Genomic DNA, 26449 nt, shown 5'->3' with positions numbered 1-26449 from the left:
GGTGCGCGGGCTCTGCGAGACTCGCACCCATGGCTCGTGAGTTCACCAAGGTTGGCGTCATCGGACTCGGCACCATGGGTGCCGGCATCGTCGAGGTCTTCGCCCGCAACGGCATCGACGTCGTGGCGGTCGAGGTCAGCGACGAGGCGGTCGAGAAGGGCCGGGGCATCCTGCAGCACTCGACCGATCGAGCCGTCTCCCGCGGCAAGCTGAGCGAGCCGGACCGCGACGCCCTGCACAGCCGTGTGCAGTTCACGAGCGACATGGCCGACCTCAAGGAGTGCCAGCTCGTCGTCGAGGCGGTGCCCGAGCACCTCGATCTCAAGAAGGAGATCTTCGCCCGGCTCGATGCCATCGTGTCGGACGACGCGATCCTCGCCACGAACACGAGCTCGCTGCCGGTCACCGAGATCGCGGTCGCGACGATCAACCCCAAGCGCGTCGTCGGCATGCACTTCTTCAACCCGGCGCCTGTGCTGCAGTTCGTCGAGGTCATCAAGACGGTCATCACGAGCGACGAGACCTTCGAGGACGTCAAGGCCCTCGCCGAGCGCTTGGGCAAGAAGCCGGTCGTCGTCGGCGACAAGGCCGGGTTCATCGCCAACGCCCTGCTCTTCGGCTACCTCAACCACGCCGTCGCGATGTACGAGAGCAAGTACGCCACGCGCGAGGACATCGACGCCGCCATGAAGCTCGGCTGCGGCTACCCGATGGGCCCGCTCGCGCTGATGGACCTCATCGGCCTCGACACGGCCTACGAGATCCTCGACACGATGTACAAGCAGGGCCGCGACCGCCTGCACGCGCCGACCCCGATCATCAAGCAGATGGTCAGCGCGGGTCTCAAGGGCCGCAAGAGCGGCCGGGGCTTCTACACCTATGCTGAGCCCGGGAGCTCGCAGGTCGTCGACGACGCGCTGACGCCGTTGGGCGCCGCTGCCGCTGCGGCCGGCACCCGCCCCGTCGGGTCGGTCGGGGTCGTCGGCTCGGGCACGATGGCCACCGGCATGGTCGAGGTCTTCGCCAAGGCCGGCCTCGACGTGACCTTCGTGGCCCGCACCGAGGCCAAGGTCGCGGCCGTGCTGGCCGTGCTCGCCAAGAGCCTCGAGAAGGCCGTCCAGCGCGGCAAGGCCACCGAGGAGGAGCGTGACGCGGCGCTCGCCCGGGTGCGCGGCAGCGTGCGCCTCGAGGACCTCGCCCAGGTCGACCTCGTCGTCGAGGCGGTCGTCGAGGACCTCACCGTCAAGCGGGCCCTCTTCGAGAACCTCGACGAGATCTGCCGTCCCGGCGCGATCCTCGCCACCACGACGAGCTCGCTGCCCGTGGTCGAGTGCGCGGCCGCGACCCGGCGTCCGCAGGACGTCATCGGCATGCACTTCTTCAACCCCGCCCAGGTCATGAGGCTCGTCGAGGTGGTGCACACCGTCTCGACCGCCGACGACGTCGTGGCCACCGTCCAGCAGCTGTGCCGCACGATCGGCAAGCACCCGGTGACCTGCGGCGACCGTGCCGGTTTCATCGTCAACGCACTGCTCTTCCCCTACCTGAACGACGCCGTGAAGATGCTCGAGGCCAACTACTCGACGGCCGACGACATCGACACCGCGATGAAGACCGGCTGCGGGCTGCCCATGGGCCCCTTCGAGCTGCTCGACGTCGTGGGCCTCGACGTGTCGCTCGCGATCGAGCGCGAGCTCTACCTCGAGTTCCGCGAGCGCGGCTACGCGCCGGCGCCACTGCTCGAGCACCTCGTCACCGCCGGCTACCTCGGACGCAAGACGGGCCGCGGCTTCCGCACCTACGCCTGACACCTACGCTGGAGCCATGCCCTCGCGCCGCCGTCCCAGCAAGCACGCGCGCGACCACGTCCCGCTCGACGTGACGCGGATCCAGGGTGGCAGCACCCGCGAGGAGTCGTATGCGGGCACGCGCTGGACCGTGCGCAGCGTGAGCGGGGCGACCGCCACCCGGGCGTACCTGTGCCCCGGGTGCCAGCAGGACGTCGTTCCGGGAACGCCGCACGTCGTCGTGTGGCCGGCCGAGGGGGTCGGCGGCCTCGGCGACCGGCGGCACTGGCACTCCGGCTGCTGGCAGCGCCGCGACGCCCGGCCGCCGGGCAACTCCTACCGCTGACGCCTCCACCGTCGACGTCGACCGGCGACCGGTTCGATGTATGACGCGGTCACCGGTGACCGCGTCATACATCGAACCGCGGAGGGTCTAGCCCGGCTCTCGCGCGGCCAGCACCTGCTCGCGCAGGATGTCGGCGTGCCCGCAGTGCTGGGCGAGCTCGCGCAGCATGTGGAGGTAGACCCAGCGCAGCGGGAGCGGCCCTCGGCGGTTGCCTCGGACGATGTCGTCCAGCCCGAGCGACGCCGTCGCCAGGCGGGAGGCCTGACAGGCCTGCTCGTGTGCCCGCTGCACCGAGGCGACGGTGTCGGCGTCGGTGAGGAGGAAGGACTCGTGCGGGGTGGCCGGGATGCCGATCTCGGACCGGGAGCGACACGTGACCGCCTCGTCGAACCACACCTTCTCGACGAACGTCGCGTGCTTGAGCAGGCCCAGCAGCGTCGTGGCCGACGGCACCAGTGAGCGCCTGGCCTCCTCCTCGCTCAACCCGTCGAGCGCACCGCGGATCGCCGCACGGTGCTCGTCGAGGAAGACCTCGAACTGCACTCGGAGCGGCGCGTCGAAGACGTCCTCGGCCAGGGACGGGGGCAGCATCATGCGACAGAGCCTGACACGACCGACCCCGGATCCGCCCGGCGGACCGGTCCTGGCGCGCCGCGGTCGCCCTAGTGGCGCCGCTGGCGCGGGACGAGGACCTCCTCGTAGAGGAGCAGGGCCCCCGCGGCGAACGGGATCGCGAGCAGGGCGCCCAGGATGCCGAGCAGCGCGCCACCCGCCAGTGCGGCGACCACGGTCACCGCGCCCGGCACCGCCACCGTGCGCTGCATGATCCGCGGCATGACGGCGTAGTTCTCGATCTGCTGGTAGACGATGAAGTAGATGATGACGATGAGCGCCTTCTTGGGCTCGTCGAAGAAGGCCACGATCGCGACGACCGAGGCGCCGAGGGTGGCTCCGACCATCGGGATGAGGCCGAGGAAGCCCACGGCGACCGCGAGCACGGCCGCGAACTTCAGCCCGATGAGCGTCATCATGATCCACGCGCAGAACGCGTTGATGGCGGCCACGGCCACCTGGCCGATCGCGTACGAGCCGACCCGACGCATGACCTCCTCGGCGAGCGAGACGGTGCGCGGGCGCCGGCTGGCCGGCACAAGGGCGTATGCCGCCTGCTTGACGGCCGGCAGCGAGGCGAGAAAGTAGAGGGTGAGGACGAGCACGGTCAGGACGCTGAACACGCCGGAGGCGATGATCTTGCCCGCGTCGAGCACCCCGCCGAACACGCCCGCCCACAGGTTGCCGTCGGCGACGCGCTTGTTGACCTCCTCCTGGATGCGCTGGACGAGCTGGTAGCGGTGGTCGACGTCCTGCACCCACGGGTTCGCCAGGAGGTTGTCGAACATCCGAGGGGCGTTCGTCGTCAGCTCCGTGGCCTGCTGCGCCACCGGTGGGATGACGAGCCACCCGACGAGCGTGAAGACAGCGAGCACGCCGAGGAAGACGATGCCGACGGCCGCTCCGCGGCGGAACCGGCGACGGGTGAGTGCCTCGACGAGCGGGTTGAGGGAGAGGGTCAGGAAGAGCGAGACGACGAGCAGGGTGATGACGGTGCCGAGGCGGCCGACCGCCTGCACCACGGCGTACGCGGTGAGCACCCCGACGGCGCCCACGAAGCCGACGTAGAAGGGGGACTGCCGGTTGAAGGGCGTGCCGCTCGGGCCGAAGTCCCGACGCGGGCCCTTGGAGCGTCTGGTGCCCGTGTCGGTGACGTCCTCGCCGGACGCGTCGGTGGGAGCGGTGTCGCTCGGAGCGTCGGTCGGAGGGGACGGCGTCGTCGGCTCTCCGCGCCGGGCAGCCGTGTCCGCAGTCTCGGACGTGTCGGTTGCGAGCGCCAGCGTGCTCTGGAGGACGTCAGGCCGCTCGGGCTCGGGAGTCTCCCGCGGGCGGCCGGGCTCGCGGTACTCCGGCGGTGGCTGGTCGTCGAAGCCGAGGTCGCGGGCGCGGAACGAGTCCATGCGCGCCCGCTGGGTGCGGCGGTAGCGCGTCCAGCGACCCCAGATGCTCACGGGCGCGAGCCTACGTCAGCGCCGCGGGGCCTGTCCGCCGACGCCACGCAGAGTGGGCACTGTGCGCGGCGTCGGTGGACGGCATACGGCTACTGGTTGCAGAAGCGGTTGATGGCCTTCTCGAAGCCCGCGCGCTTCTCGGGGTCGGTGACGCCGAGACCCGGCTCGGGGGAGAGCGTGAGCACGCCGACCTTGCCCTGGTGGGCGTTCTGGTGGACGTCGAGCGCTGCCTGGCCCACCTCCTCGAGCGAATAGGTCCTGCTCAGGGTCGGGTGGATGAGGCCGCGGTTGATCAGCTCGTTGGCCTCCCACGCCTCGCGGTAGTTGGCGAAGTGGGAGCTGACGATGCGCTTGAGGTTCATCCAGAGGTAGCGGTTGTCGTACTCGTGCATGTAGCCCGACGTCGAGGCGCACGTGACGATCGTGCCGCCCTTGCGTGCGACGTACACACTGGCGCCGAAGGTCTCGCGCCCGGGGTGCTCGAAGACGATGTCGACGTCGTAGCCGCCGGTGAGCTCACGGATCTTCTTGCCGAACCGCTGCCACTCGCGCGGGTTCTGCTCGGTGCCCTCGTCGTTCCAGAAGCGGTAGCCCTCGGCGTTGCGGTCGATGATCAGCTCTGCACCCATGGCGCGGCAGATCTCGGCCTTCTCCGGCGAGGAGACGACGCAGATGGGGGTCGCGCCACCGGCGAGGGCCATCTGGGTGGCGTAGGAGCCGAGGCCGCCCGATGCACCCCAGATCAGCACGCGGTCGCCGAGCTTCATCGCAGCACCGTGCTTGGAGATGAGCTGCCGGTAGGCGGTCGAGTTGACCAGGCCCGGGGAGGCAGCCTCCTCCCACGACAGGTGGGCCGGCTTGGGCATGAGCTGGTTGGCCTTGACGATGGCGAGCTCGGCGAGGCCGCCGAAGTTCGTCTCGAAGCCCCAGATGCGCTGCTGCGGGTCCATCATCGTGTCGTCGTGGCCCTCGGCGTCCTCGAGCTCGACCGACAGGCAGTGGGCGACGACCTCGGTGCCCGGCTTCCACTTCGTCACGCCCGGTCCGGTGCGCAGGATCACGCCCGCGAGGTCGGAGCCGACGACGTGGTAGGGCAGGTCGTGGCGCTTGGCGAACTCGGACGTGCGGCCGTAGCGCTCGAGGAAGCCGAACGTCGAGACCGGCTCGAAGATCGAGGTCCACACGGTGTTGTAGTTGATGGCGCTGGCCATCACGGCCACGAGCGCCTCGCCGGGCGCCAGCTCGGGCACCGGCACCTCGTCGATGTGCAGGGACTTGCGAGGGTCCTTGTCGCGGGTGGCGAGGCCCTCGAACATGCCGACCTCGTCCTTGTGGACGGTCGCCCCGCGGTAGGTCGCGGGGATCTCGATGTTCGCGTAGGTCTCCTGCGTGCGGTCGCCGGAGAGGATGGCGTCGCGGATGGCCTGCATTGAAGGTCCTTACGTCGCAGCGTCATTGGTGGTCGGAGCGGTGCGGTGTGCCACCGAACGTAGCGAGAGGTGACTGGCGGGTAGCTGGTTCTGAGACGGCCACCACAGGTGACTTGGGTCACGGGTGCGCACTCGGGCGCGAGCGCCGCCGTCGGTCAGCGCGAGGAGGGGGCCGGACCGGCGGCGACGAGCTCGGAGACGGTGACGAAGGAGTAGCCGTCGCTGCGCAGGCGGCCGATGACCGCTCGGAGGCGGTCGATGGTGACGAGCCGGTCCTCGCTCCCCGTGTCGTGCGCCAGCACGATGGAACCGGGGCGCACCTGGGAGGCGATGTCGTCGACGATCCGGTCCGGGTGGCCGGCCACGAGGTCCTCGCGAGCCTGCGCCGACCACATGACGGTCGTGAGCCCCGCCTCGGCTGCCGCGAGCACCGCCGCACCCGCGAGGTGGCCGTAGGGCGGACGGAACAGCGTCGGCGCGGACCCGTACGTCTGCTCCATGAGCCCGCTCGTCCGCGCGATCTCGTCGCGGCAGGCCGACCAGTCCAGCCGGCCCAGGTCACGGTGGTCGAACGTGTGGTTGCCGAGCTCGTGGCGCCCCACGCTCTCGCGGTGCAGGTCGCCGTGGTCGCGCACGTTGCGGCCGAGGCAGAAGAAGGTGGCCGGCACGTCCTCCGCCTCGAGGGCTGCGAGCACCCGCGGCGTCCAGTCCGGATGGGGACCGTCGTCGAACGTCAGCGCGACGCGGCGCTGGCCGGTGGCGTCGCCTGCTCCACCCGGCCCGCCCCAGACGACCGATCCGGCGGTAGCCGACGGCGCAGAGCGGTCCGGGCGCACGGCGCTCACCGGGCTGCCGTAGAAGGGCAGTGGCGTGCTCTCGTCGAGGTGCTCGGTCAGGCGCGCGGCGCCGACCGCACCTGCCGCGCCGACCGCTGCGCCGGCGACCGCGGTGAGGGCCTGCCGCCGGGTGACCTCCATGGCACGCGATCGTACGACCAGCGCACCGGAATCCGCGCGGGTCCCGCCGAGTGCGTGCCACACTGGCGCCGCCCGGTCGACGGGAGGACGAGGGGAGGTCACCGTGCGACGTGTGCTGGCGAGCGTGCTGCCTGCGGTCGTGGCGGGCGCGCTCGGGCTCGTCCCGCTGCTCGTCCGGGACGAGCCCTCGCCGGTGCTGCGCAACGGCGCCGGCTGGCGCACCACGTGGGCGCTGGCCCCCTCGTCCCTCGGCAGCCGGCTCGTGGAGCCGCCCGCCGACGCGGCCTGGCTCGCCTTCGGGACGGTGCCGGCTCTACCCGGCGCCCGGGGCCGCGTGGTCGCGCAGGCCCTGCTCGACCTGCACGCCCTGACCCGGCCCGACGGTGCGGTCGCGGCCGGCCCCGACGGGCCGTGGGCGTACGCGTGGCCGAGGGACTCGGCGTTCGTAACGGCCGCGTACGCCGCGACCGGCCACCAGGACGACGCCCTGCGGGTGCTCGGCTTCCTCGCCCGCGTCCAGCGGTCCGACGGGGGCTTCGAGGCCCGTTACCGGCTCGACGGCTCCGGCCCGCCGGACGACCGCCCCCGTCAGAGCGACGGCGCCGGCTGGGTGCTGTGGTCGCTCGACCGCCTCCGGGTGGCGCAGCCGGACGGCGTCCTGCCGCGGCAGGTGCAGGGGCTGCGCGACCGGTCGGTCGCGTTCGTGATGGCGCAGACCGACGCCGGGACGCGCCTGCCGGAGGTCTCGCCCGACTACTGGGAGGTGCCGGAGCGTCGCGTCACGCTCGGCACGGCGGCCCCGCTCGCCGCCGGTCTGGAAGCCGGTGCCCGGACGTATGCCGCCGAGCGCGACGTCCGGCGCGCGGCGGAGGTCGCCCGCGCGGCGCGTCGCCTGCGAGCGCTGATCCGCTCGCAGTTCGGCCCCGGCTACCAGCGGCACGGGGACACCGGCGGGCTCGACGCGGGCGTGACCATGCTGATGCCGCCCTTCGCGCTGGTCGACGACTCGGCCGCCGAGCGGGCCTGGGAGCGCTACCCGGTCCTGGCCCTCCGGACCGCCGGTGGACTCGCTCCCGGTGTCGACTGGAAGCAGGACGGCGTCTCGTGGACCCCCGAGACGGCGCTGGTGGCCTACACCGCCGCCGCGTCGGGCCAGGCGCCGCTGGCCGAGCGGTGGATGGCGTGGCTGGAGCACCACTGCACCTCGTGGGGGAGCCTGCCGGAGAAGGTGCTGCCGGACGGCAGACCGGCCGGGCCTGCACCGCTCGCATGGACGGCGGCGCTCGCCGTGCTCACCGAGGGTGAGCTGGCGAGCCACCGCGCGGACGTGGCCGGCGCGTGGCTGGGCCCGGCGGCCGCCTCAGTGCGCTGACCGGGTCGGCTCGACGAGCTCCACCAGGACACCACCGGCGTCCTTGGGGTGGATGAAGTTCACGCGGCTGTCGCTCGTCCCGCGCCTCGGGGCCTCGTAGAGCAGCCGCAGTCCCCGCTCTCGCAGCGTCGTGCACACGGCGTCGATGTCCTCGACGCGGTAGGCGAGCTGCTGGATGCCCGGGCCGCTGCGGTCCAGGAACTTGGCGATCGTCGACTCGGGCGACAGGGGCGCGAGCAGCTGGATGCACGAGCCGGACTCGCCGACTCCCATCATCGCCTCGCGCACGCCCTGCTCCTCGTTGGTCTCCTCGTGGAGCATCGTCATGCCGTACTTCTCCTCGTAGAAGGAGATGGCGGCGTCGAGGTCGGGCACGGCAATGCCGACGTGGTCGATGTGGGTGAAGAGCGCATCCGTCATGGCGCCAACGTATTGCCACCACACGGCACAGGGACGGCGTAGGCCGTGTGCGATCGGTCTCGCTCGACGCGAGCGTGCCGTGTGGCGCCACTACAGTTGTCGGGACACCACCAAAGACGTCGGAAGAGGCTTGCACCCATGACTGCTGACCGTCCCACCTCCGTGATCGTCGCCGGCGCGCGCACCCCCATGGGTCGGCTGCTCGGCTCGCTCAAGGACTTCTCCGGAGCCGATCTCGGTGGCATCGCCATCAAGGGCGCCCTCGAGAAGGCAGGCGTGGCCCCCGAGCAGGTCGAGTACGTCATCATGGGCCAGGTGCTGCAGGCCGGCGCCGGCCAGATCCCGGCCCGCCAGGCCGCCCACGCCGCGGGCATACCGATGACCGTGCCGGCCCTGACCATCAACAAGGTCTGCCTCTCCGGCATCAACGCGATCGCCATGGCCGACCAGCTGATCCGCGCCGGCGAGTTCGACGTCGTCGTCGCCGGCGGCCAGGAGTCGATGACCAATGCGCCGCACCTGATGACGAAGTCCCGCGAGGGCTACAAGTACGGCGACGTGACGGTGCGCGACCACATGGCCTACGACGGACTGTGGGACGCCTTCACTGACCAGGCCATGGGCGCCCTGACGGAGCAGGCCAACACCGGCTCGCAGGCCTTCAGCCGTGAGGAGCAGGACGAGTTCTCGGCGCGCAGCCACCAGCTGGCCGCCAAGGGCTGGAAGGACGGCATCTTCGACGACGAGGTCGTCGCCGTGAACATCCCGCAGCGCAAGGGCGAGCCGGTCGTCTTCAAGAACGACGAGGGCATCCGACCCGACACGACCACCGTGTCCCTCAGCGGCCTGCGCCCCGCCTTCAGCAAGGACGGCACGATCACCGCCGGCTCGGCCTCGCAGATCTCCGACGGCGCCGCCGCGGTCGTCGTCATGAGCAAGGCCAAGGCCGAGGAGCTGGGCCTCACGTGGCTCGCCGAGATCGGCTCCCACGGCATGGTCGCCGGACCCGACTCGACCCTGCAGCAGCAGCCGGCCCGCGCCATCGCCCGGGCCTGCGAGAAGGAGGGCATCACGCCCGCCGACCTCGACCTCGTCGAGATCAACGAGGCCTTCGCCGCAGTCGGCCTGGCCTCCGCCAAGGAGCTCGGCATCGACCTCGACAAGGTGAACGTCAACGGCGGCGCCATCGCGCTCGGCCACCCCATCGGCATGTCCGGGGCCCGCATCGCCCTGCACCTCGCCCTCGAGCTGAAGCGTCGCGGCGGCGGGGTCGGCGCAGCTGCGCTCTGTGGCGGCGGCGGTCAGGGCGACGCCCTCATCGTCCGCGTCCCCGCGTCCGCCTGAGCGGCGAGGCACCGCACCGCGTGGCGCGCCGAACCGTCGACGTCCCTGCTCTGGTCGAGTCGGCCAGGGCGGGTTCGCCGCGTGCCGTGGCCCGGCTGATCTCGCTCGTCGAGGACGGGCACGAGTCGCTGCGCGAGGTGATGGCAGCGCTGGCACCCCACGCCGGGAACACATACGTCATCGGGCTCACCGGCTCGCCGGGCGTCGGCAAGTCGACGACGACCACGGCGCTGGTGGGGGCCTTCCGTGAGAGGGGGCTTCGCCTCGGCGTGCTCGCCGTCGACCCGAGCTCGCCCTTCTCGGGAGGCGCGCTGCTCGGTGACCGGGTCCGCATGCAGGACCACGCGCTCGACCCCGAGGTCTACATCCGGTCCATGGCCTCACGGGGGCACCTCGGCGGCCTGTCGTTCACGACCCCGCAGGCCATCCGCGTGCTCGACGCTGCCGGGTGCGACGTCGTGCTCGTCGAGACGGTCGGGGTGGGGCAGTCCGAGGTCGAGATCGCAGGGCTGGCCGACACGTCGGTGGTCCTGCTGGCTCCCGGCATGGGCGACGGGATCCAGGCGGCCAAGGCCGGCATCCTCGAGATCGGCGACGTCTTCGTGGTCAACAAGGCCGACCGGGACGGCGCCGATGCGACGGTCCGCGACCTGCGGCACATGATCTCCCTCGGCGACCGCACCGAGCCCGGGCTGTGGCGGCCACCGGTCGTCAAAGCCGTTGCGGCACAGAAGGTCGGCATCGACGAGGTCATGGAGGCGCTCGACAAGCACCGCGCCTTCGTCGAGGAGAACGGCGAGCTCGCACGTCGGCGCGAGCGCCGGGCCGCAGACGAGATCGAGACCATCGCGCTGGCCACCCTGCGTGCCCGCTTCTCGCACGTGGCCGGCCACGCGGGCGTGGTCAGGCTGGCGCGCGAGGTGCTCGCCGGGCGCCTCGACCCGTATGCCGCCGCCGACCGCGTGGTGGAGCAGCTCGGCGCCTGACGCGCGACCGCGCGACACACAATCTGCGTTCAGACCGGTCCAAGCCAATTCGTATGTCGTGGGGGCCGGCCCGAGGTGGGGCGCCGGCCCGCGGGAGGAACCGGGCGGCATACGGTGTGGGCATGCTGATCGCCTTCTCCGTCGCCCCGACCGTCGCGGCCGACGACACCGGCTCGGTGTCCGACGCGGTTGCCCGAGCCATCCGCGTCGTGCGGGACTCGGGACTGCCGCACCGCACCGACGCGATGTTCACCACGATCGAGGGGGAGTGGGACGAGTGCATGGCCGTCGTCAGGCAGTGCTGCGACGTCATCGCGCAGAGCTCGCCCCGCGTCGGGCTCGTGCTGAAGGCGGACATCCGCCCCGGTTTCACCGGTGAGCTCGACGGCAAGCTCGAGCGGCTCGAGGAAGCGCTCGACCGCCAGGGCGATGGCTGAGGGCACCTGGCGGCTCCGGCCACCCACGGTCGAGGACTGTGACGAGCTGGGCCGGGTGCACATGGCTGTCTGGCGCGACGCCTATGCCGGCATCATGCCTGCCGACTACCTCGCCGGGCTGAGCGAGGAGAGGTCCGCCGCCAGCTGGCGCAACCAAATGTCCACGGCCGCCGACGCCGGCAGCCGGACCTTGCTCGTCGTCGACCCGGAGGACCGTCTGGCCGGCTTCGGGAGCGCAGGTCCGTGCCGGGACGACGACGCCCCGGCCGGCTGGGAGCTGTACGTCGTCAACCTGCTACCGAGCGCGCGTGGCACCGGCGTCGCCGACCGACTCCTCGACGAGCTCCTCGGCGATCGGGATGCGACGCTGTGGGTGGTCGAGGCCAACGCGAGGGCCAGGGCCTTCTACACGCGCCGAGGCTTCGTCGACGAGGGCGGTCGGTCCGCCCACCCGGCGACCGGAACGCCCGAGATCCGCATGGTGCGCCGTACGACGCGCTGAAGGCCGACACCCGTCCCTGGACTGGTGGTGGGAATGTTCGCCGGAATTGCTGGCCGGAATTGCTCGGAATTGTCCCCGAAGGGCGGTTCACCGGATTGGGGTTTGCGGACGGGCCCTGCGTATCGTGGGGCCGGCCGTGCAAATTCCGGCCTCCTCATGTGTGTCACCGAAAGGTCTTCCATGCCCCGCCCCGCGATCCGTCGACGAGCTCTTGCCGCCGCGCTCGCCTGCGCTGCCATGTTGTCCGCCTGCTCGGGCAACTCGGACGGCAGCACCGGCGCGACCGGCGACCCGGCCGTCACAGCGGAAGCCGCGCAGCAGACCGCCACGTCCTCGGTCGCGGCCGCAGCCACCTCGTCACTCGACGCGACGACAGCCGGGGCTGCCGCCCGGCAGAAGGCGTTCGCCGGCGCGGCGCTGCAGTCGGCCAACGCGTACGCCAAGACCCTGCCCGGGCGCACGACCGCCGAGAAGGCGGACGCGGCGCTCGCGACGACTGGTGCCAAGGTGCTCGCGGTCTCGCGCAGCGGTGACACGCCCCAGCAGATCCTCGCGCAGACGACGCTGAAGAAGACGGGGGCAGCAGTCCTCGTCCTGCTCGTCGGTGACGGATCGGGCACGACGTTCAAGGCTGCTGCGGTCACGCCGATGCTGCCCGACGCCAAGCTCGAGGCCCTCGACGCCCCCAACCAGGGGTCGGCCGCCATCGGCGACGGCAACGGCCTGGCCAAGAGCCCGAAGGACGTGCTCGCCGCGTTCGCCGGGTCGGTCAAGTTCCCCAACCCGACGGCCACCAAGGTGCTGGCCGACGACCCTCTCTCGGAGCAGCTGCGCCAGTCGGCGCGTGCCCAGTCGCAGGCCCTCAACAACCAGGGCGCCTTCACGCAGCAGCACGACCCCAAGGGCCTGCTCGGTGGTCTGCGCCTCAAGGGCGGCAACGGCGCGATCGTCTTCGCCCACCTGGTGCGCAACGACGCCATCGCCATGCGCACCCCGGTCAAGCTCACCCCGGCCAAGGAGCTGACGCTGCTGACCGGCATCAAGCAGATCACGACGGAGGCCAACCTGACGTCCAACGAGATCCTCGCCATTGTCATCCCTGCGTCGGGACAGGCGCGCGTCGTCGCCGCCTCCGACCAGCTCGTCGCCGGCTCGGGTCGGTGAGAGAGGATTGATCTATGAGTCACCAGCCATTCACCGCAGCAGCACTGCGCGGTGCCGTCGACCTGTCATCGCTCAAGCGTCCGGCCCCGCAGGCTGGCCCCGCATCCGGCGCGGCCTCCACCTCCGCGGACGATGCCTCCCTCGTCGTCGAGGGTACTGACGCCTCCTTCCGCGACGTCGTCGAGGCGTCCGCGAAGCACCCGGTCGTCCTGGTGCTGTGGTCCTCGCGCCTGAAGGAGTCGGCCGACCTCGTCGAGACGTTCCGCTCGGTGGCCCGTCGGTATGCCGGCCGCTTCCAGCTCGTGACCGTCGACGTCGACGCCAACCCGGGCATCCTGCAGGCCTTCCAGGTGCAGGCCGTTCCGGTCAGCTTCGCCCTGGTCCAGCAGCAGCCCGTGCCGCTCTTCGAGGGTGTCCAGCCCGAGGCCCAGATCACCGCCGTCATCGACCAGGTGCTGCAGCTCGCCGCCCAGCACGGCGTCACCGGCACGGTGTCCGCCGGCGAGGACCCCGAACCCGCGGGCGAGGAAGAGGCCGAGGAGCAGCCCCTGCCACCGTTGCACCAGAAGGCCTTCGACGCCATCGAGGCCGGCGACCTCGACGGTGCCGCAGCCGCCTACCGGGAGGCGCTCGCCCAGAGCCCTGCCGACACCGAGGCGAGGCTGGGGCTGGCACAGGTCGGCCTCATGCAGCGCACCGAGGGAATCGACTCGCAGGCGGCCCGGGCTGCCGCAGCCGCCGCACCGACCGACGTCGACGCGCAGATCCTCGTCGCCGACCTCGACCTGCTCGGTGGCCACGTCGAGGATGCGTTCCTGCGCCTCATCGACACGGTGCGGATGACGGCCGACGCCGACCGCAACAAGGCCCGGGAGCACCTCGTCGAGCTCTTCGACGTCGTCGGCGTCACGGACGAGCGTGTCGTCAAGGCACGCAAGTCGCTGATGAGCGCCCTGTTCTGACCGATCGCGCTCAGTCGCTGGTGGCCGTCTCGACGACGGCCTCGGCGAGGTGTTCCAGCACCTCGCCGGCCACAGCGGCGAGGTCGGCGTCGTCCCGCCAGGGGGCCGGCACCGACAGGCCCCAGGGCGGGGTGGTCGCATCGCCCTCGTCGCGGACGACGACGACGTGCACCGGCTCCGGCTCGACGAGGTCGAGGAAGTCCTCGAGCCGGTCGCCCAGTGCCTCCTCGGCCACCACGACGTCGAAGCCCTCGAGCTGGTAGGTCTCGGCCACCGCGAGCGCGGCCGACCACCGCAGCATCCTCAGCCGCAGCTGCTGCGTCGTCGGCGGCTCGTCCCAGCCCGCGACCGGGCCGGTGATGACAGCGGCCTCGAGGGCGGCGCCGTCGACGAGGACGGCGCGGCCGAGCCGCTCGGCCACCGCCGAGCCCAGGGCAGCCCGGTCCTCGCCGCGCGCGGCCGTGACGAGGACGAGCCGGCCGCGGGCATCGGTGGGTTCGCTGGAGGTCATCCGCCGAGGGCCGCGGTCACGACGTCCTTGGCTTCGGCCTGGACCCGCGCGAGGTGCTCGGGCCCCTGGAACGACTCGGCGTAGATCTTGTAGACGTCCTCGGTGCCCGACGGCCGTGCGGCGAACCAGGCGCTGTCGGTGGTCACCTTGAGCCCGCCGATCCGCGCGCCGTTTCCGGGCGCCTCCGTGAGCTTGCCTGTGATCGTCTCTCCCGCAAGGGTCTCGGCCGTGACGTCGTCGGGGGAGAGGGCCGCCAGCTTGGCCTTCTCCTCACGCGACGCGGCAGCGTCGATGCGGGCGTATGCCGGGTCACCGTGTCGGGCGGTCAGCTCGGCGTAGTGCTGGCTGGGCGTCCTGCCCGTCGCGGCGAGGATCTCTGACGCGAGGAGGGCGAGGAGGATCCCGTCCTTGTCGGTGGACCACACGGTGCCGTCCTGGCGGAGGAAGCTGGCTCCGGCCGACTCCTCGCCGCCGAACCCGACCGAGCCGTCGAGCAGTCCTGGCACGAACCACTTGAAGCCGACGGGCACCTCGAGCAGGGTGCGGCCGAGGTCATCCGCGACGCGGTCGATCATCGAGGACGAGACGAGGGTCTTGCCGATGGCCGTGGTGGCGGGCCATCCCGGGCGGGCACCGCCGTAGAGGTACTGGATGGCGACGGCGAGGTAGTGGTTGGGGTTCATCAGGCCCGCATCCGGTGTCACGATGCCATGCCGGTCGGCGTCGGCGTCGTTGCCGGTCGAGATGTCGTAGGCGTCCTTGTTGCCGATGAGCGAGGCCATCGCGGACGGAGAGCTGCAGTCCATGCGGATCTTGCCGTCCCAGTCCAGCGTCATGAACGCCCACTGCGGGTCGACCCGCGGGTTGACCACGGTGAGGTCGATGCCGTGGCGCGAGGCGATCTCGCCCCAGTAGGCGACCGAGGCGCCCCCGAGCGGGTCGGCGCCGATGCGCACGCCGGCCTCGCGGATGCGGGCCAGGTCGACGACGTTGGGGAGGTCGTCGACGTAGGTGCCGAGGAAGTCGTAGGAGCCGGCCTCACCGCGGGCGCGCTCGAATGTGACGCGCCGGACCTCCGTGAGGCCGCCGCGGATGAGGTCGTTGGCCCGCTTGGCGATGACGGAGGTGGCATCGGTGTCGGCGGGACCGCCGTGGGGAGGGTTGTACTTGAAGCCGCCGTCGGCCGGTGGGTTGTGTGACGGCGTGACGACGATGCCGTCCGCGAGCCCGGCTGCGCCCGCGGCCTTCCCGCGGTTGGCGCGCAGGATCGCGTGGGAGACGGCGGGGGTGGGCGTGAACCCGTCGCGGTCGTCGACCAGCACCTCGACGCCGTTGGCCACGAGCACCTCGAGGGCCGAGCGCCACGCCGGCTCGGACAGGCCGTGCGTGTCGCGCCCGATGAAGAGCGGACCGTCGAAGCCCTGCGAGACGCGGTAGTCGACGATGGCCTGCGTCGTGGCGAGGATGTGGTCCTCGTTGAACGCCGTGCGCAGGCTGGAGCCCCGGTGCCCGGAGGTGCCGAAGGCGACCTGCTGGTCGGGGTCGTCGACATCAGGGTGCCGGTCGTAGTAGGCGCCGACGAGCGCGTCGATGTCGACGAGGTCCTCGGCCTGGGCCGGCTGGCCGGCACGGGGGTGCGTCATGAGAGGCCTCCGTTCGTGGACGGGCTGGACGGGCCGGGCGGCTGGGCCGCTGCCCCGCCGGTGCCGGTGCCGCCGGTGCCGGTGCCGCCGGTGCTGTGCGCCGCCTGCTCGGCGGCCGCGTCGGCCATCGAGTCGGCGACCACCTCGGGGCTCACGGGCGGCGAGACCTCCTCGGCCGTCCCCTGGATGACCTTGCGGTCTGCGTCGTCGACCGGCACCAGCCAGACCGTGGAGAGCCGCGGGACGGTCACGTCGACGGCATACGGCTGCTGGTGCCAGTCCTCCCGGCGCGCCTCGAGGACGAGACCGGTGCTGCTGGGGGCGTCCGGGTGGTAGCCGGCGGTGTCGAGCACGACCTGCCACCTCCCGCCGCGCGGGAGCCCGATCCGGTAGGACTCCTGGGTCTGCCCGCTGAAGTTCATGACGCACGCCACGACCGGTGCGTCGGTGCTCCGGTCGCCCTTGCCGAAGCGCAGCCACGAGAACGTGTTGTGCGCGGCGTCGTCGGCCTCGAGCCACTCGAAGCCCGCGGGGTCGGCGTCGAGCTCCCACAGGGCCCGGTTTCCCTTGTAGATCGCGTTGAGGTCCTTGACGAGGTTGTGCACCCGGTAGTGCAGCGGCTGCTCGAGCAGCCACCAGTCGAGGCTGCGGCCCTCGGACCACTCGGACTCCTGGCCGAACTCGCAGCCCATGAAGAGCAGCTGCTTGCCGGGGTGGCACCACAGGTACGCCAGGAAGGCGCGCAGCGTCGCCACCTGCTCCTCGCGGGTGCCGCGCGACTTGCGCAGCAGCGAACCCTTGCCGTGCACGACCTCGTCGTGGCTGATCGGCAGCACGAAGTTCTCGTCGAAGGCGTACATGAGCGAGAACGTCAGCTTGCCGTGGTGGTACTTGCGGTAGATGGGCTCCTCGCCGAGGTACTTCAGCGAGTCGTTCATCCAGCCCATGTTCCACTTGAAGCCGAAACCGAGACCGCCGTGGTCGGTGGGCTTCGTGACCCCGGGCCACGTCGTGGACTCCTCGGCGATGGTCACGATCCCGCCAGCCCGCTTGTAGGCCGTGCCGTTGGTCTCCTTGAGCAGCCGCACCGCCTCGAGGTTCTCGCGACCGCCCTCCTCGTTGGGCAGCCACTCGCCGGCCCCGCGGGCGTAGTCGAGGTAGAGCATCGAGGCGACGCCGTCGACCCGCAGGCCGTCGACGTGGAACTCCTCGAGCCAGTAGAGCGCGTTGGCGACGAGGAAGTTGCGCACCTCGTTGCGGCCGTAGTCGAAGATGTTGGAGCCCCACTCGGGGTGCCAGCCGCGCCGCGGGTCCGGGTGCTCGTAGAGCGGCAGGCCGTCGAAGCGGGCCAGCGCCCACTCGTCGGTGGCGAAGTGTCCCGGCACCCAGTCGAGGATGACGCCGATGCCGGCGCGGTGCAGCTCGTCGACCAGGTAGCGGAAGTCGTCGGGCGTGCCCCACCGTGAGCTCGGCGCGTAGTAGCCGGTCACGTGGTAGCCCCACGAGGGGACGTACGGGTGCTCCATGACCGGCAGGAACTCCACGTGGGTGAAGCCGAGGTCGCGCACGTAGTTGACGAGGTGCTCGGCCAGGCCGCGGTAGCCCAAGCCCTGGCGCCACGAGCCGAGGTGCACCTCGTAGGTGCTCATCGGGCCCTGGTGCGAGTCGCGGGTGCGGCGCTGCTCCATCCAGTCGCCGTCACGCCAGTCGTAGTGCGTCTCGGTGACGATGGCCGCCTGCTTGGGCGCCACCTCGGTCATGCGGGCCATCGGGTCGCTCTTGAGCCGGACGAGCTCGTCGGGACCGCGGACGGCGAACTGGTAGTTCATGCCCTCTTCTGCGCCGGGTAGGAACAGCTCCCAGATGCCGCTCTCGCCGAGGGCGCGCATCGGGTGGGTGCGGCGGTCCCAGTCGTTGAAGTCGCCGATGACGTGGACCGCCTTGGCGCGGGGGGCCCAGACCGCGAACGAGACGCCCCAGACCTCGCCGAGCGGTCCCGGGTAGTGGCGCACGTGCGAGCCGAGGACCGTCCACAGCTGCTCGTGCCGGCCCTCGTTGATGAGGTGCCGGTCGATCTCGCCGAGCGTCGGCGCGAAGCGGTAGGGGTCGTCCTGGACGTGCTCGACGCCGTCGCCGTACTCGACGAGCAGGCGGTAGTCGTGCGTCGACGTGAAGTCGGGCGAGGTCATCGACCAGATGCCCTCGCGCACGTGCTGGAGCTCGACCTGGTCACCGGTGTCGAGCCGGGCCCCGACGCGCGTCGCGTAGGGCCGGTACGCCGTGATGGTGAGGCCGCCGGGCCCGAGGTGCTGTCCGAGCAGGTCGTGCGGCTGGCCGTTGCGGCCGGAGAGGAACGCGGAGATCGCCGCCTCGTCGAGCGAGGGGCCCTTGCTCGTGTCGGTGGTCATGGGGTGCCTTCCTCGGTGGTGAGCCGCTCGACGGCGCCGAGCGGGATGGGCAGCCACGAGGGCCGGTTGCGCGCCTCGTAGACGACCTCGTAGAGCGCCTTGTCGAGCTCGAGCGCCCGGGTCAGGGTCCGCGCGTCGGCGTCCGGCTCGCCCGCCACGGAGGCGTAGCCCTCGAGGAACGCGGTGCGGCAGGCGGCTGCCCAGTCCGTCGCGTCGACCGGCGGCTCGGCCAGCGCTACCGAGCCGGCGGCGTAGTCGAACGAGCGCAGCATGCCGGCCACGTCGCGGGCGGTGAGGTCGGGGCGTACGCGTTCGGCGAGCGGGCGCAGCGGCTCCCCCTCGAAGTCGAGGGCCACCCACCCTCGCTCGGGCACGTCGAGCACCTGCCCGAGGTGGTAGTCCCCGTGGATGCGCTGCAGGGACGGCCAGCTGAGCTCGCCCACGGACGACACGAACCGCTCGACGGCGGCCGAGCGGGAGGCGAGCTCGGGCACGAGGGCCACGGCGTCGGCATACCGCTGGCGCATGGACGCGGCCAGGGTCTCGCGCGCCTCGGGCGTGACCTCCTGGGTGCCGAGGGCGTGGGCGAGCGCGGTGTGGATCTCGGCGGTGACGACGCCGAGGTCACGTGCTCGCGCCGTGAAGTCACTTCCCGAGGCGGCGGCGACCAGGGCCACCCGCCAGGCGTCCTCGACGCCGGGGATGAACTCCTGCACGAAGGCGAGGTGACCCTGCATCGGCGTGCCGTCAGCGGGGGAGTCCCACGCGCCGGACAGGTGGCCGATGGCCATGGGCACCCGCTCGGAGCCCTCCTCGGTGAGCGCCGACTGCACGACGACGTCCGGGTTGTCGCCGTCCTGGAGGGTGCGGAAGACCTTGACGATGAGCGGTTCCGCGGGCCCGCCGTCCGGCGCCGTCATGCGGCAGATGATGGAGGTGTTGGACTGCTCGCCGCTCAGCACGTTGGACGAGGACACGATCCCGTCCACGCGGCGGGTCGACGAGCCGGTGGCCAGCGCGTTGCTCCCGACGGAGGCCTGCGCCTCGTCCGAGATCGCGGCGCCGAGGATGGTCGCCATCAGCTGGGAGACGTAGACGGGGTCGTGCGGACCGTCGTAGACCCACCTGGCGCCGAGGACGCTGTGCTCCATCGTGCCGAGCAGTGCGTGCTCCGCGCCCTCGAGGGCGGCCGCCCGGTAGGTGAGCGGCACCTGGTAGACGACGGCGGGAAAGACGGCCTCGTCGGCCAGCAGCAGGGTCTCGCAGCCGACCTCGCCCTCCGGGTCCTCGAACCGGAAGCCACCGACCCGGCGCAGCCGCGGCACGTGACCCTTGCCGTGGTACCAGCGCTGCCGCGGCATCCACTCGGTGACCATCTCCGTCTTGCTCGGCGTCAGGGTGGCGCCCTTGTGCACGATCGCCATCAGCGGTTGTCCTCCCCGCCACGCAGCTGGAGCCAGAAGAAGTCGCGCGAGCCGAGGGTCAGGGTCACGCGGCCGTCGTTGGCGACCCACGGGAAGCCCTGGCCGCCGAAGAGGTCGATGAGCTGGCGTCCGGAGAGGTGCTCCGGCAGCTGGATGGTGGCGGCCTGCGGGCGGCTCGAGAGGTTGTTCACGCAGAGCACCGCCTCGTCCGGGTTGTCGGGGTCGCCGCTCAGGACGCGGGTGAAGGCGAGGATCGCGTCGTTGTCGGCCTCGACCACCTGGAAGTCGCCGAGCCCGAAGACCGGGTGGCGGCTTCGGATCTGGAGCATGCCGCGGATCCAGTGCAGCAGCGAGGCCGAGGAGGCGATCTGGGCCTCGACGTTCACGTTGTTGTAGTGGTAGACGAGGCTGCTGATCACCGGGAGGTAGAGCTTGCCCGGGTCGACGCTCGAGAAGCCCGCGTTGCGGTCGGGGGTCCACTGCATCGGGGTGCGCACGGCGTCGCGGTCGTTGAGCCAGATGTTGTCGCCCATGCCGATCTCGTCGCCGTAGTAGAGGCACGGTGAGCCCGGCAGCGAGAGCACGAGCGCGTGGATCAGCTCGATCTCGGGGCGGGAGTTGTCGAGCAGGGGTGCGAGGCGGCGGCGGATGCCGACGTTGGCCCGCATCCGTGGGTCGGGCGCGTACCAGCCGTACATGGCCGCCCGCTCCTCGGGCGTCACCATCTCGAGCGTCAGCTCGTCGTGGTTGCGCAGGAAGGTGCCCCACTGGGTGCCCTTGGGGATGGCGGGGGTGTCGGCGAGCACGTCGATGATCGGTCGGGCCTTCTCCTCGCGCAGCGAGTAGTAGAGGCGCGGCATCACCGGGAAGTGGAAGCACATCTGGCACTCCGGCTCCTCCTCGGTGCCGAAGTAGTCCACGACCTCGGCCGGCGGCTGGTTGGCCTCGGCGAGCAGGATGCGGCCGGGGTACTCCGCGTCGACCATGGCGCGCAGCTCGGCGAGGAACCCGTGGGTGCGCGGGAGGTTCTCGCAGTTGGTGCCCTCCTCCTCGAAGAGGTAGGGCACGGCGTCGAGCCGGAAGCCGTCGATGCCGAGGTCCATCCAGAAGCGCACGATGTCGAACATCGCCTCGCGCACGGCCGGGTTCTCGAAGTTGAGGTCGGGCTGGTGGCTGAAGAAGCGGTGCCAGAAGAACTGCCGGCGCACGGGGTCGAAGGTCCAGTTGGACACCTCGGTGTCGATGAAGATGATGCGGGCGTCGTCGTAGCCGTCGTCGGTGTCGGACCAGACGTAGAAGTCGCCGTAGGGGCCGTCGGGCTCGGCGCGGCTGGCCTGGAACCACGGGTGCTGGTCGCTCGTGTGGTTCATGACGAGGTCGGTGACGATGCGGATGCCGCGCGCGTGCGCCTGCGAGACGAGCTCGGTGAACTCCGGCAGCGTGCCGAACTCGGGCAGCACGGCCTTGTAGTCGGAGATGTCGTAGCCGCCGTCGCGCAGCGGCGAGGCGTAGAAGGGCGGCAGCCACAGGCAGTCGACGCCGAGCCACTGGAGGTAGTCGAGGCGTTGGATGAGTCCCGTGAAGTCACCGGCGCCCACTCCCTTGGAGTCGGCGAAGGCGCGGACGAGCACCTCGTAGAAGACCGCCTTCTTGAACCACTGCGGGTCGTGCTTCAGCCCGGGCTGGGAGAGGTTGAGTCCCTGCATGTGGTCAGTGGCTCCTCACGTGGATGATGTGGACGGGTTCGGAGTCCGGCCCCAGCCGGACGAAGTTGTCCTGGCGCCACTCCCAGGTCTGGTTGGTGATGTGGTCGTGGGCGTCGAAGCTGGACCATGAGGCCATACCCAGCGCCTCCATGTCGAGATGCACCCACGTCTCACGGCTCGCGTGCGGGTCGAGGTTGGCGACGACGAGAACGGTGTCGCGCTCACCCGTGGTGGCATCGACGACGCGCGACTTGCTGAAGACGAGGACGTTCTCGTCGTCGGCGGAGTGGAAGCGCAGGTTGCGCAGCCAGTGCAGCGCGGGGTGCCAGCTGCGAATGTCGTTGAGCCGCTTGAGGTACCACGCGAGCGAGCGGCTCTCCAAGGGGCCGCCCGGCTCGTAGAGGTACCACTGGCGGTCCTTGTACTCGTACTTCTCGTTGTCGATCTGCTCCTCGGCGCCGGGCCGGGCCACGTGCTCCATGAGCTCGTAGCCGGCGTAGATGCCGTAGGTCGGGGACATCATGGCGGCCACGGCCGCGCGCAGCTTCCAGGCCGTCGGCCCGCCGTACTGCATGTAGGGCGTGAGGATGTCGTGTGTCGTCGGCCAGAACGCCGGGCGCATGTAGGCGGCGCCGGTCTCCTCGCCGGCCAGCTCGCGACCGTACTCCTCGAGCTCCCACCGCGCGTTGCGCCAGGCGTAGTACGTGTAGCTCTGCTGGAACCCGGCCTTGGCCAGCTCGTGCATCATCGCCGGCTTGGTGAACGCCTCGGACAGCCAGATGGTCTCGGGGTACTCGAGGGCGACGTCGGCGATGAGCCACTGCCAGAAGGCGACCGGCTTGGTGTGGGGGTTGTCGACCCGGAAGATCCGGATGCCGTGGTCGAGCCAGACCTGGATGACACGGCGGACCTCCGCGTAGGCCGCGGCCGGGTCGTTGTCGAAGTTCAGGGGGTAGATGTCCTGGTACTTCTTCGGCGGGTTCTCGGCATAGGCGATGGAGCCGTCGGCGCGGGTCGTGAAGAGCGACGGGTGGGTCTGCACCCACGGGTGGTCGGGAGAGGCCTGCAGCGCGATGTCGAGCGCGACCTCGAGCCCGTTGCGGCCCGCCTCGGCGACGAAGTGGTCGAAGTCCTCGAAGGTGCCGAGGTCGGGGTGGATGGCGTCGTGCCCGCCGTCGGGCGAGCCGATGGCGTAAGGCGATCCGGGGTCACCGGGCTGCGCGGCGAGGCTGTTGTTGCGTCCCTTGCGAGCCGTCGTGCCGATCGGATGGATCGGCGTGAGGTAGACGACGTCGAAGCCCATGTCGGCGATGGCGGGCAGCCGCTCGGCGGCGGTGCGGAACGTGCCGGAGACCCACTCGCCGGTCTTCTCGTCGCGGTGCGCGCCCTCCGAGCGCGGGAAGATCTCGTACCACGCCCCGTAGAGCGCACGCTCGCGCTCGACGTGCAGGGTGTATGCCGGTGAGCTCGACACGAACTCGCGCAGCGGGACCAGGGAGGCGAGCCCCTGGATCTCGGGCGAGGTGGCGGCACCGAAGCGGTGGGCGGCCGGCATGCGGTTGTCCCCGAGGGCGACGACGCCCTCGTCGATCGCGCTCGCGTCGAGGCCCAGGCCGCGTACCGACTCGGCGAAGCGCTCGAGCACCCGGACCCCCTCGGCGCACATGAGGTCCTCGTCGACGCCGGCCTCGATCTTGATGCCCGCGTCGTGCACCCAGGTCGCGTACGGGTCGGACCACCCCTCGACGCGGTAGGTCCACCAGCCCTCGCGGTCGGCGACGACGGTCGTCGACCACTCGGACAGGCCCGGGTTGACGCTGTGCATGGCGAAGTAGTGGTCGCGCCCGTCGGGATCGGTGAGCACCGCAGTCGCGTTGACCGCGTCGTGGCCCTCACGAAAGATCTTGGCGCGCACCGTGAACTCCTCGCCGACCACCGACTTGGCCGGGAGCCTGCCGCCGTCGACGAGCGGGCGGACGTCGCTGACGGGGATGCGTCCCATCGGGAGCGCGCCACCCGGCATCCCCTCTACGGTAGGCGGGGTGCTCACGGGGTGGGCCGGAGCCAGGTGCACGGCGCCGGCCTCGGTGTCGTCGACGAACGCGCTGTCTGCGGTAGGGGTGGCATCGGCCCTCTTGGGGGCGGCGCTGCGCACGCGGGCTGGCCTGCTGGGACGGGACTTCTTCGCTGAGCCGGTCACGCGTCGACCGTATCGAAGTTGGGCGCTCGGGCGCATGAGGCACCCCCCGGCCGTCCGGTGGGTGAAACCCCGCTGCAAGTTCTGCAAGAAGCCAACATGCGGGCCCCCTATGCTGTCCCCTTGTGAAGGCCATCCGACGCTTCAGCGTCCGTACCGTCCTGCCCAGCCGCATCGAAGGACTCGGCGTCCTCGCGAGCAACCTGCGCTGGTCGTGGCACCCGCCGACCCGCGACCTCTTCGAGAGCATCAGCCCGCGCAAGTGGGCGCAGGCCGGAGAGGACCCCGTCAAGCTCCTCTCCCGCCTCTCCTCCGACGAGCTCGCGGCGCTCGCCGCCGACGACGAGTTCGTCGCGAACGTCGTGCGCGCCAACGAGGACCTGCACCACTACCTCACCGACGAGCACTGGTACCAGTCCTGGAGCCGCGAGCAGGAGGCCGCGGGCAAGGCTGCGCCCGCTGCGATCGCCTACTTCAGCCCCGAGTTCGGCATCACCTCCGTGCTGCCGCAGTACTCCGGCGGCCTCGGCATCCTCGCCGGCGACCACCTCAAGTCCGCCTCCGACCTCGGCGTGCCGATCGTCGGCGTCGGCCTCTTCTACAAGACCGGCTACTTCAAGCAGTCGCTCAACCGCGACGGCTGGCAGGTCGAGACCTACCCGGTGCTCGACCCCGACGGCCTGCCCCTGTCGCTGCTGCGCGAGGAGGACGGCACGCCTGCCGTCGTCACCGTCAGCCTGCCCGCCGGCCGCGAGCTGCACGCCCACGTCTGGAAGGCCCAGGTCGGCCGCGTCCCGCTGCTCCTGCTCGACTCGGACGTGCCCGGCAACGACGAGCAGACCCGCAAGGTCACCGAGTCGCTCTACGGCGGCGGCGGCGACACCCGCCTCGAGCAGGAGCTGCTCCTCGGCATCGGCGGTGTGCGCGCGCTGCGCCTCTGGTCCCGCCTCTCCGGTGCGCCGGCGCCGGAGGTCTACCACACCAACGAGGGCCACGCCGGCTTCCTCGGCGTCGAGCGCATCACCGAGCTCGTCCGCGACCACGGCCTCACCTTCGACGAGGCGCTCGAGGCGGTGCGCGCGGCGACGGTGTTCACCACCCACACTCCCGTCCCGGCCGGCATCGACCGGTTCGACGCGGCGAAGATCAACCTCTTCTTCGGCGGCGCCAACGCGATCCCCGGGGTGCCGGTCGAGCGGCTGCTCGCCCTGGGCGCCGAGGACTACGAGGGCGGCCAGCCCGGCATCTTCAACATGGCGGTCATGGGCCTGCGCCTGGCGCAGCGCGCCAACGGCGTCTCCCAGCTGCACGGGGTCGTCAGCCGCGAGATGTTCGACGGGCTGTGGCCGGGCTTCAACGACGACGAGGTCCCGATCACCAGCATCACCAACGGTGTCCACGCCCCGACGTGGGTCGACCGCGCCGTCTACGACGTCGCTCTCAAGCACCTCGGCACCGCGGACATCGCCGGCCAGAACGCCTGGGACCGCATCGACGAGGTGCCCTCCGACGCCGTCTGGTCGACCAAGCGCGAGATGCGCGAGAAGCTCGTGGCGGACGTGCGCCGCCGGGTGCGCTCCTCGTGGCAGAAGCGTGGGGCGAGCGACGCCGAGCTCGGCTGGGTCGAGGACGTCCTCGACCCCGACGTGCTGACGATCGGCTTCGCCCGGCGCGTGCCGACGTACAAGCGCCTCACCCTGATGCTGCGCGACCCGCAGCGGCTCAAGGCGCTGCTGCTGCACCCGACCCGCCCGGTCCAGCTCGTCATCGCCGGCAAGTCGCACCCCGCCGACGAGACCGGCAAGCGCCTCATCCAGGAGATGGTCCGCTTCGCCGACGACCCGGAGGTGCGCCACCGCATCGTCTTCCTGCCCAACTACGACATCGCCATGGCGCAGCACCTCTACCCGGGCTGCGACGTGTGGCTCAACAACCCGCTGCGCCCGTTCGAGGCGTGCGGCACCTCGGGCATGAAGGCCGCCCTCAACGGTGGCCTCAACCTCTCCATCCTCGACGGCTGGTGGGACGAGTGGTTCGACGGGCGCAACGGCTGGGCGATCCCGACCGCCGACGGTGTCGAGGACGCCGACCGTCGTGACGACATCGAGGCCTCGGCGCTCTACGACCTCATCGAGCACGACGTGGCCGCGAAGTTCTACGACCGCGACGCCGCCGGCCTGCCGCAGGGCTGGATCGCGATGATGACGCACACCCTCAAGACGCTCGGCCCCAAGGTCCTCGCCAGCCGCATGGTCGAGGACTACACCGAGAAGCTCTACAGCCCTGCCGCCGGTGCCGGCCGCTCCGTGACTGCGTCGGACTTCGCCGGTGCCAAGGAGCTCGCGGCCTACAAGGCCAAGATCCGCGCCACGTGGCCCAAGGTCAAGGTCGAGCACGTCGAGCCCTCAGGGCTGTCGGACTCCCCGCAGATCGGCGACGTCCTCGACCTGCGCGCCTACGTCTCGCTCGACGGGCTGACCCCCGACGACGTCGAGGTGCAGCTGGTCCACGGGCACGTCACCGAGGGCGACGAGCTCTGGGGCATGGAGGTCGCGCCGCTACAGCTCGTGGAGTCCTACGAGGACGGCCGGCACCAGTTCGCCGGCTCGCAGCCCCTTCGCCGCACCGGCTCGTTCGGCTACAGCGTGCGCGTCGTCCCGAAGCACGCGGCTCTCGCCGGCGCTGCGGAGCTGGGCCTGGCCCGCAACGCCTGAGGTCCCGGAACACGCCGAGAGCCCGGACCCGCGAGGGTCCGGGCTCTCTGCGTGTG

21 protein-coding genes are annotated in these 26449 nt (G+C 71.2%); 10 read left to right on the top strand and 11 right to left on the bottom strand.

Annotated elements, in window-relative coordinates:
* Nucleotides 1–29 precede the first annotated feature (29 nt).
* Nucleotides 30–1808, top strand: a complete 1779-nt coding sequence (locus LQK93_RS02845; protein WP_374970067.1) for a 3-hydroxyacyl-CoA dehydrogenase family protein — start codon at nt 30–32, stop codon at nt 1806–1808.
* A gap of 16 nt (nt 1809–1824) precedes the next feature.
* Nucleotides 1825–2133 (top strand): hypothetical protein, encoded by a 309-nt coding sequence (locus tag LQK93_RS02840; protein ID WP_374970066.1) that lies wholly within the window; start codon nt 1825–1827, stop codon nt 2131–2133.
* A gap of 87 nt (nt 2134–2220) precedes the next feature.
* On the opposite strand, the gene LQK93_RS02835 is transcribed toward LQK93_RS02840, so the two are convergent.
* From LQK93_RS02835 to LQK93_RS02820, 4 genes are all read right to left on the bottom strand, one after another.
* Nucleotides 2221–2727 carry a DinB family protein gene (locus LQK93_RS02835; protein ID WP_374970065.1) on the bottom strand — a complete coding sequence of 169 codons (507 nt, stop codon included), beginning with the start codon at nt 2725–2727 and terminating at the stop codon, nt 2221–2223.
* Nucleotides 2728–2795: 68 nt separating this feature from the next.
* A complete protein-coding gene (locus LQK93_RS02830; protein ID WP_374970064.1) occupies nt 2796–4196 on the bottom strand; it encodes an AI-2E family transporter in 1401 nt (466 codons plus the stop codon).
* Nucleotides 4197–4285: 89 nt separating this feature from the next.
* Nucleotides 4286–5626, bottom strand: coding sequence for a crotonyl-CoA carboxylase/reductase (ccrA, locus tag LQK93_RS02825; RefSeq protein ID WP_374970063.1), 1341 nt, complete (start codon nt 5624–5626; stop codon nt 4286–4288).
* A gap of 155 nt (nt 5627–5781) precedes the next feature.
* The gene (locus LQK93_RS02820) at nt 5782–6603 is read right to left on the bottom strand and encodes a polysaccharide deacetylase family protein (RefSeq protein ID WP_374970062.1); all 822 of its coding nucleotides are present in this window, start codon (nt 6601–6603) and stop codon (nt 5782–5784) included.
* A 103-nt stretch (nt 6604–6706) separates the two neighbouring features.
* Between LQK93_RS02820 and LQK93_RS02815 the strand changes: the two genes are divergently transcribed.
* A complete protein-coding gene (locus LQK93_RS02815) occupies nt 6707–7975 on the top strand; it encodes a glycoside hydrolase family 15 (protein ID WP_374970061.1) in 1269 nt (422 codons plus the stop codon).
* Here the strand turns inward: LQK93_RS02815 and mce are convergent.
* A complete protein-coding gene (gene mce / locus LQK93_RS02810; RefSeq protein ID WP_374970060.1) occupies nt 7964–8395 on the bottom strand; it encodes a methylmalonyl-CoA epimerase in 432 nt (143 codons plus the stop codon). The two genes, LQK93_RS02815 and mce, sit on opposite strands and share 12 nt — an antisense overlap.
* Before the next feature lie 138 nt (nt 8396–8533).
* On the opposite strand from mce, the gene LQK93_RS02805 reads away from it, so the two are divergent.
* From LQK93_RS02805 to LQK93_RS02780, 6 genes are all read left to right on the top strand, one after another.
* On the top strand, nt 8534–9739 hold the full coding sequence (locus LQK93_RS02805) for an acetyl-CoA C-acetyltransferase (RefSeq protein ID WP_374970059.1): 1206 nt from the start codon (nt 8534–8536) through the stop codon (nt 9737–9739).
* Between the two features lie 20 nt (nt 9740–9759).
* Nucleotides 9760–10725 carry a methylmalonyl Co-A mutase-associated GTPase MeaB gene (gene meaB / locus LQK93_RS02800; protein ID WP_374970058.1) on the top strand — a complete coding sequence of 322 codons (966 nt, stop codon included), beginning with the start codon at nt 9760–9762 and terminating at the stop codon, nt 10723–10725.
* A gap of 122 nt (nt 10726–10847) precedes the next feature.
* On the top strand, nt 10848–11162 hold the full coding sequence (locus LQK93_RS02795) for an MTH1187 family thiamine-binding protein (RefSeq protein ID WP_374970057.1): 315 nt from the start codon (nt 10848–10850) through the stop codon (nt 11160–11162).
* On the top strand, nt 11155–11664 hold the full coding sequence (locus LQK93_RS02790) for a GNAT family N-acetyltransferase (RefSeq protein ID WP_374970056.1): 510 nt from the start codon (nt 11155–11157) through the stop codon (nt 11662–11664). Before LQK93_RS02795 ends, LQK93_RS02790 begins: the two co-directional genes overlap by 8 nt.
* A gap of 237 nt (nt 11665–11901) precedes the next feature.
* Nucleotides 11902–12828: a hypothetical protein gene (locus LQK93_RS02785; protein ID WP_374970055.1), complete on the top strand. Its 927-nt coding sequence runs from the start codon at nt 11902–11904 to the stop codon at nt 12826–12828.
* A gap of 14 nt (nt 12829–12842) precedes the next feature.
* Nucleotides 12843–13790, top strand: a complete 948-nt coding sequence (locus tag LQK93_RS02780; RefSeq protein WP_374970054.1) for a co-chaperone YbbN — start codon at nt 12843–12845, stop codon at nt 13788–13790.
* 10 nt (nt 13791–13800) lie between these two features.
* On the opposite strand, the gene LQK93_RS02775 is transcribed toward LQK93_RS02780, so the two are convergent.
* From LQK93_RS02775 to LQK93_RS02750, 6 genes are read right to left on the bottom strand one after another with little or no spacing between them, the layout of a single operon-like run.
* The gene (locus LQK93_RS02775; protein ID WP_374970053.1) at nt 13801–14301 is read right to left on the bottom strand and encodes a hypothetical protein; all 501 of its coding nucleotides are present in this window, start codon (nt 14299–14301) and stop codon (nt 13801–13803) included.
* Nucleotides 14298–15944 carry a phosphoglucomutase (alpha-D-glucose-1,6-bisphosphate-dependent) gene (gene pgm / locus LQK93_RS02770; protein WP_374970051.1) on the bottom strand — a complete coding sequence of 549 codons (1647 nt, stop codon included), beginning with the start codon at nt 15942–15944 and terminating at the stop codon, nt 14298–14300. The genes LQK93_RS02775 and pgm overlap by 4 nt, the downstream gene beginning before the upstream one ends.
* Entirely contained in the window at nt 15941–18352 is a 2412-nt protein-coding gene (gene glgB / locus LQK93_RS02765; RefSeq protein ID WP_374970050.1) for a 1,4-alpha-glucan branching protein GlgB, read from the bottom strand. The genes pgm and glgB overlap by 4 nt, the downstream gene beginning before the upstream one ends.
* Nucleotides 18349–19776: an aminoglycoside phosphotransferase gene (locus LQK93_RS02760; protein ID WP_374970049.1), complete on the bottom strand. Its 1428-nt coding sequence runs from the start codon at nt 19774–19776 to the stop codon at nt 18349–18351. The genes glgB and LQK93_RS02760 overlap by 4 nt, the downstream gene beginning before the upstream one ends.
* A complete protein-coding gene (gene treS / locus LQK93_RS02755; RefSeq protein ID WP_374970048.1) occupies nt 19776–21482 on the bottom strand; it encodes a maltose alpha-D-glucosyltransferase in 1707 nt (568 codons plus the stop codon). The genes LQK93_RS02760 and treS overlap by 1 nt, the downstream gene beginning before the upstream one ends.
* A gap of 4 nt (nt 21483–21486) precedes the next feature.
* Entirely contained in the window at nt 21487–23682 is a 2196-nt protein-coding gene (locus tag LQK93_RS02750) for an alpha-1,4-glucan--maltose-1-phosphate maltosyltransferase (RefSeq protein WP_374970047.1), read from the bottom strand.
* A gap of 122 nt (nt 23683–23804) precedes the next feature.
* On the opposite strand from LQK93_RS02750, the gene glgP reads away from it, so the two are divergent.
* Entirely contained in the window at nt 23805–26393 is a 2589-nt protein-coding gene (gene glgP / locus LQK93_RS02745; RefSeq protein ID WP_374970046.1) for an alpha-glucan family phosphorylase, read from the top strand.
* Nucleotides 26394–26449: the final 56 nt, after the last annotated feature.

Source organism: Terrabacter sp. BE26, from assembly GCF_041941675.1.
Classification (GTDB): Bacteria; Actinomycetota; Actinomycetes; order Actinomycetales; family Dermatophilaceae; genus Terrabacter.
This window is presented reverse-complemented; position numbering and strand designations above follow the sequence as displayed.